The 3,235-nt window shown below is 63.3% G+C and carries 4 protein-coding genes; 2 read left to right on the top strand and 2 right to left on the bottom strand.

The genetic code is table 11. The annotated features are described in order from the left end of the window. Positions 1 to 182: 182 nt before the first annotated feature. On the bottom strand, positions 183 to 755 hold the full coding sequence (locus tag EN925_RS29295; RefSeq protein WP_013530128.1) for a TetR/AcrR family transcriptional regulator: 573 nt from the start codon (positions 753 to 755) through the stop codon (positions 183 to 185). A 136-nt stretch (positions 756 to 891) separates the two neighbouring features. On the opposite strand from EN925_RS29295, the gene EN925_RS29290 reads away from it, so the two are divergent. Beyond that, entirely contained in the window at positions 892 to 1,596 is a 705-nt protein-coding gene (locus EN925_RS29290) for a DUF4336 domain-containing protein (protein WP_024504113.1), read from the top strand. On the opposite strand, the gene EN925_RS29285 is transcribed toward EN925_RS29290, so the two are convergent. After that, positions 1,559 to 2,524 carry a LysR family transcriptional regulator gene (locus EN925_RS29285; protein WP_013530130.1) on the bottom strand — a complete coding sequence of 322 codons (966 nt, stop codon included), beginning with the start codon at positions 2,522 to 2,524 and terminating at the stop codon, positions 1,559 to 1,561. The genes EN925_RS29290 and EN925_RS29285 overlap by 38 nt on opposite strands. A 101-nt stretch (positions 2,525 to 2,625) precedes the next feature. On the opposite strand from EN925_RS29285, the gene EN925_RS29280 reads away from it, so the two are divergent. Then, positions 2,626 to 3,235 (top strand): alpha/beta fold hydrolase (locus EN925_RS29280; protein WP_128337115.1); only part of this gene is annotated, 610 nt, incomplete at its 3' end.

The raw sequence follows: 3,235 nt of genomic DNA, 5'->3' as shown, positions 1-3,235 counted from the left end.
GGGGGGAAAAACCCCGCCAAGACAAGTCACGCCGAGCGCCGCAACCGAAAAGACGTCCGGGGCCGGCCCCGCTATCGCGGAGCGTTCAAAGGACGCCAAGGCTCCGAAGAGCAGCCAATGAAGCGAAGGCCGGGAGCACTCCTGCGGCGCTTTGGAGATCGGCGGACAAGTGGTTCGCGTAGTTAGCGTTTGCCGATCCCTTCAACGACGATGCGGATGAGGTGCCTGATCTCGTCCTCGCTGAATGACCCGGCCGAAAGCGCCGAAAGCATCGCCTGGCCGTATATTCCAAGCAGGACCAGCGCCATGAAATTGGCATCGTCATCCCTGCGAATGACACCTTGCCGTTGGCCGAGCACCAGAAGGTCCCGGACCAGGCGCTGGAATGAGGGCCGGTCGGGCGGCGGCTGCAGGGACGGACGCTCGGCGGGGGCAAGAGCCAGCCTGGCAAGCGAGGGATTGGCCAGGCACCAGCCGGCGCTGTCGAGAAAGACTGTCTCGAGCATGACGAATACATCTTCGTTCGCCGCCATGCGGGCGCGGTAGGCGGCATCGCCCGCCTCCACGCGGGCGATGAGCCGCAACGCGATTTCTTCTTTCGAACTGAACAGATTGTAGACCGTTTTGCGGGTCAAGCCGGCGCGCGTCGCGATCTCCTCGACCGAGGTGTTGGCAAACCCCATCTCCCGAAACGCCAGGTCGGCGGCATCGAGGATGAGGCTTCGCGACCGTTCGGTCCGCTTTGGGGTTGTCATTTTTATACCCTAGTGTAAATTTACACATATGTAAACTTTTGCTGCGTGACCGCCGCATTGCGGCAGCCGCCAATCCCGCGAAGGGTCGACCGTGGCGCATCGGAATTCAAGCGGCTCTATGGGAAGCAATGTGCAAATGGCTGGTAGTCTCAAGGAATTCGGCCTTGGGATCTGGATTGCGGATGGTCCGATCGTCACGGCGGCCGCCGGCTTTCACTATCCCACGCGTATGGCCGTTATCGGATTGTCCGGGGGCGGTTTGTTCATCTGGTCACCGGTAGAGCTCACGAACGAGCTGCGCGCCGATGTGGACGCTCTGGGCGTGGTGCGCTTCCTGATCCCGCCCAATTCGCTTCACCACGTGTTTCTCGCTGACTGGCAGCGCGGCTATCCCGATGCCAAGGTCTATGCGCCACCCGGCCTGCGGGAAAAGCGCCGAGATATCCTCTTCTGCGGCGAACTCGGCGATACGCCTGCCGCCGACTGGGCGGACGATCTCGACCAGGTCGTCGTGCGCGGCAACAGGATCACCACCGAGATTGTCTTCTTCCACCGCGCAAGCAGGACAGTGTTGTTCACCGATCTGATCCAGCATTTCCACGCCGGATGGTTCAAGGGCTGGCGGGCGCTCGTAGCCCGGCTGGATCTGATGGTGGCCGCAGAGCCCTCAGTGCCGCGAAAATTCCGCGCCGGCTTTACCGACCGGCGCGCCGCGCGTGCCGCTCTTCAACGCATACTGGCATGGCCGGCCGAAAGAGTGCTGATGGCGCACGGCGAACCAGTGACGGAGGACGCTCAAACGTTCATCCGTCGCGCTTTTCGCTGGCTGGTTGGCCGCTGACTTCCTCGGCGGATTTCGGCGCTTCGAGCACACGGCGCAATGCCGGCGCTTCCTGCTGGATATGATCCCACAGCCGGTTCGCGATCGGCCCATGCGGCCGGTCGCGGCGGCGCGCCACCACCAGTTCGTCGGTGCGGCCCGGCAGATGACGGCCGGCAATGGAGTGCAGGCGTCCGTCCTGCAGTTCTTCCTCGATCAGGAAGCGGGGCAGGTGGCCCCAGCCAAGGCCCTGCAGGATGATCTCCTTCTTCATGCCCTGGTCGGCGACGAGGCATTGCGGCGCGCCTTCGATCAGCGAATAGTTTTGTTGTGGCGAATGGCGGGCGCTGTCGCGCATGACGCATTGGGTGAGTGCCTGCATCTGGTCCGGGGTGATCGGCTGCTCGATACGCTGAGGCAGAAAGCCCGGCGCCACCACGGGAATGAAGGACACCTTGCACAAATCGACCCATTCCACCCGCGCATCGCCCTTGTCGACCCAGTGCAGGATCAGGTCGGCTTCGTCGTCGAAGAGACGCTCCCATGGGCCGCCCACCGCTTCGAAATGCAGATGCAGGCGCGTGCCGGGCAACTGTGCGAAGAATCGCCCGAGCATGCCCAGCACCTGCGGGCGCGGGCACAGGTCGCCGATCACCACATGGATCTCGCTTTCCTCACCCATCGCCAACTGGGCGGCATGGACGCGCAAACCGTCCATCTCGCGCAGCAGCGATAGCGCTCGGCGGTGGAACGACAGCCCGGCCTCGGTCGGACGCACGCGATAGCCGCTGCGATCCAAAAGGACGAGGCCGAGCTGTCGCTCCAGCTTGGCGACGGCGGCGAACACCGCGGGGTGCGAGCGATACAGCATGGCCGCCGCAGGCTGAAAACCGCCGGTGCGGACCACCGCATCGAAGCATTGCAGATCGTGCAGGGTGAATTCGGCCATGTCAGTTTTTGTTACAGAGCTTGTCTTGTCTTTGTAATATCAACAAAATCGCTCCACGGCTAGGCTCTGTCTCGTTCAACGTTCCAGAAGGAATCTTCATCATGAATGAGCTGAATTTCGTCACAACGGGCGACGGCACGCGCATCGCCTACCGCTTCGACGGCGACGCAAGCAAGCCGGTGCTGGTGCTGTCGAATTCCATCGGCACCACGCTGCACATGTGGGATGGGCAGGTCGGCGAATTGGCGAAGCATTTTCGTGTCCTGCGCTACGATTTTCGCGGCCATGGCGGATCGAGCGTTCCGGTCGGCGCCTATTCGCTGGACCGGCTTGGCCGCGACGTCATCGAGTTGCTCGATGCGCTCGGCCTGCAACGTGTACATTTCCTTGGCCTGTCGCTCGGCGGGTTCGTCGCGCAGTGGCTCGGCATCCACGCGCCCGAGCGGATCGACCGGCTGATCCTGAGCAACACCTCGTCCCATCTGGCGCCGGCAAGCTATTTCGACGAGCGGATCGCTGCGGTGCGCCAGGCGCCGGACATGTCGGAAACCGCTGAGACGTTCCTGAGCAACTGGTTCCCCGCGTCGCTGGTTGCCGCCAACGAGCCTGTGGTCGAAGACTTTCGCGCCATGCTGCTGGCTATCGACCGGCAGGGCCTGGCGGGTCTGTTCGCGGCGGTTCGCGACGCGGACCTTCGCCGCACCGTGGCAC

Origin of the sequence: Mesorhizobium sp. M7A.F.Ca.US.006.04.2.1 (genome assembly GCF_004022915.1) — a bacterium.
Lineage (GTDB): Bacteria > Pseudomonadota > Alphaproteobacteria > Rhizobiales > Rhizobiaceae > Mesorhizobium > Mesorhizobium ciceri.
The sequence above is the reverse complement of the archived record's forward strand: the minus strand, read 5'-3'. Positions and strand labels throughout refer to the sequence as shown.